The organism is Acetobacter lambici (assembly GCF_011516885.1).
Taxonomy (GTDB): Bacteria; Pseudomonadota; Alphaproteobacteria; order Acetobacterales; family Acetobacteraceae; genus Acetobacter; species Acetobacter lambici.
Map to the genome: position 1 here is coordinate 1 of NZ_WOTD01000108.1, position 2,429 is coordinate 2,429.

The window sequence follows — 2,429 nt, forward strand, 5'->3', positions numbered from 1 at the left end:
TAACCATGACAGACCCAACATGGGGAACAGCGGGCTAACCCCCGCCCAGAAACTAAAAACAGCTGCCTGAAGTCTCATTCAATGCCCGACTAAAAATGGGGGGATTACCGTTACCCTCACAAGCCCTGAGAGCGTCACTGAGGGCGAAGCAAGGGAAGCAGTAGCCGAGGAAGCTCAGAGGGTACTGACCGCCCTTAAAAGCTCTGTGAGGGCTTCTCTGGCCCCCAATCAATGGGCAGCACTTACGAGCTTTGCCTATAACGTGGGCTTGTCGGCCTGCTTGGGTTCAACGCTAGTTCGCCTGGTCAATGAGCAGCAACTCGACAAGGCGGCAGACCAGTTCCTCTTGTGGGATAAGAGCAAAGGCCAGATTATTCAGGGCTTGCTCAACAGACGTAAAGCCGAACGTGCCTTGTTCTTGGGTAATGCCAATGTATGAGGTCGGTCACTGGCAAAGTCCCTATACGGAAGACCAGATCAATGCTTCTGCGGGCTTCACTTACCTGATTACCCATAGGGAAAGTGGCGTCATGTATGTGGGGAAGAAGTTCACGCAGTCGATACGCCGTAAGCCGGTTAAGGGGAAGGTTAGAAAGCGCAAGGAAGTCAGTCGGTCGAACTGGCTCACCTATACGAGCAGTTCTAAGTATGTGAACGAAGGAATTTCCAAGTTTGGAAAAAACGCGTTCGAGTTTGAAATCCTCGACATCTATTCCAGCAGGGCTGAAACCAATTACGGTGAGCTTGAAGAGCAAGTCAGACGTGATGTCCTAAGGGCAAGGGATTCAGAGGGTAATTTTCAATATTGTAATTTGAATATTATGTGCCGTTTTTATCGTGACAAAGCTAAACCATAAATAAGATTGAACCACTGGTTTTATTCGTTTTCCAAGTGGTCATGGTTGTTATTTTTCTCCTTTGCGACAACCATAAGAAAAGGGGAGCTTTAATCAGCTCCCCTTTCTCTTTGACTTTTTTCCTGTAGGAAAAACAAATTCTCGGCTAACTCATCAAGTGGCACATTGTAGAGCGAGTATGGATCACTTCTCGCCTTATTGGGCCAGTTCAAAGCATCCGTCATATTCATTATCGTCAATCTGTAATCCGGCCACTTGCAGTCGAGACGAATTAGCCGATACGCAAAGACACCCAGTCCATTGCTGCTTTGTTGACATAGAACGGTGCCTTATCAAAGTCAGATGGACTTTTAAGGTTCGTCACACATGCCTTGGTCAATTTGATCAAATCATCAAGTCTACGCTTCGCTTTCTCTGGGTCTTTTGCGGCTTCTTCTTCTGATATAGTCGCGTTTATATGTGAGATGGTTTCAGTCCATGTTGGGTATCGCATGACGTAATGGGTATATTCGTGACTATCAACGTACCAAGGCTCAACGCCCTCTACGTCTTTCTTGACGAACTCAGCACGCATATAGTCACGATACTCTTTTGCTAATTCCTCTGGTGTTTTCTCTTTTGCCATTTCAATTTTCCTTTGGCTTAAATGTTACCAAGGGTATTTATTATATATGAGAAATATCCAAATATTGTTTCATTTTTTCAGGCATTTCATCATTTATTATTTTTAAAATATCGTCTTGGATAGCAATCATCGGTATATCGTATCGTTTTCTATCCTCATTAATATAAAAATTCTTCTGTAATATTTGTCTCTTTATCAGTTCAATTTTTCTGTTTCCTAAAGAGAACGATAAATCGTGTAAATTATCGAAATATTTAAAAGAATTTTCATCAAATAAAAACTTTGCCTGAACAATCACGCAATAACTACGACCTTTCAATTCATCGAAATCTTTTTCTATTTTGTGAAAATATTTTTTACATTCATTGTATTTTTCTATTTCTTTTTCATCAATTGAATACGTCTGATTGATTAGCCCATCATTATATTCAACATTAAACTGTTCCATATATGACCTAATGCTTGCAGACATATCTGAAGTAAAAACAGCAAACTCTAAAGAGGCTTTATATACCGCATATCTCTTATCGAATAATTCAAGTTTTAACTTGCGCTCAGCAATATCTCGATTGGCTGCTGCTATGGTCTTACTCTCTTCTGCCACGGCTCTTTGGGCATCAGCAATGTTATGTTGGCGCCTGCTCAGATAGATAGTGACTGCTGCAACAATGAGCGGCGTGAATATACCCGCAAATTTATTTGAAGCATCCGCACCAAAACATTCGACCAACTGTGTCACAATAAGAAAAATTAAAATACCGGCCACGATGTAAAAGGGCCATTTAATCCAGCACCAAACTTTCTTAGAAAGATCTAAAATATCCATCATAACAATCAATATCCTCACTGATAAAGACCCGACATTTCTACAATGCGAGCTTCAAGCCGTTTTGCCCTATCTGCCTTACCATCTCTTCAGTCAAGGCAAGCCATTCTAGTATGTTGGC

General features: G+C 41.7%; 4 protein-coding genes. 2 read left to right on the forward strand and 2 right to left on the reverse strand.

Annotation, left to right across the window (positions count from 1 at the left end; genetic code table 11):
* Positions 1-103: 103 nt before the first annotated feature.
* Together GOB86_RS16675 and GOB86_RS15205 are read left to right on the forward strand one after the other, a co-directional pair.
* A complete protein-coding gene (locus GOB86_RS16675) occupies positions 104-439 on the forward strand; it encodes a lysozyme (protein WP_253632105.1) in 336 nt (111 codons plus the stop codon).
* Positions 432-857, forward strand: coding sequence for a hypothetical protein (locus GOB86_RS15205; RefSeq protein ID WP_165993488.1), 426 nt, complete (start codon positions 432-434; stop codon positions 855-857). The genes GOB86_RS16675 and GOB86_RS15205 overlap by 8 nt, the downstream gene beginning before the upstream one ends.
* A 271-nt stretch (positions 858-1,128) precedes the next feature.
* Here GOB86_RS15205 and GOB86_RS15210 read toward each other — a convergent pair whose 3' ends face one another.
* Together GOB86_RS15210 and GOB86_RS15215 are read right to left on the reverse strand one after the other, a co-directional pair.
* Positions 1,129-1,482: a hypothetical protein gene (locus tag GOB86_RS15210; protein WP_165993490.1), complete on the reverse strand. Its 354-nt coding sequence runs from the start codon at positions 1,480-1,482 to the stop codon at positions 1,129-1,131.
* Between the two features lie 40 nt (positions 1,483-1,522).
* A complete protein-coding gene (locus tag GOB86_RS15215) occupies positions 1,523-2,311 on the reverse strand; it encodes a hypothetical protein (protein WP_165993492.1) in 789 nt (262 codons plus the stop codon).
* Positions 2,312-2,429 lie beyond the last annotated feature (118 nt).

Excerpts from the sequence above, each read along its gene's own strand:
- GOB86_RS15215 (WP_165993492.1), bottom strand. The coding sequence starts at position 2,311 with ATGATGGATATTTTAGATCTTTCTAAGAAAGTTTGGTGCTGGATTAAA.
- GOB86_RS15210 (WP_165993490.1), bottom strand. The coding sequence starts at position 1,482 with ATGGCAAAAGAGAAAACACCAGAGGAATTAGCAAAAGAGTATCGTGAC.
- GOB86_RS15205 (WP_165993488.1), top strand. The coding sequence starts at position 432 with ATGTATGAGGTCGGTCACTGGCAAAGTCCCTATACGGAAGACCAGATC.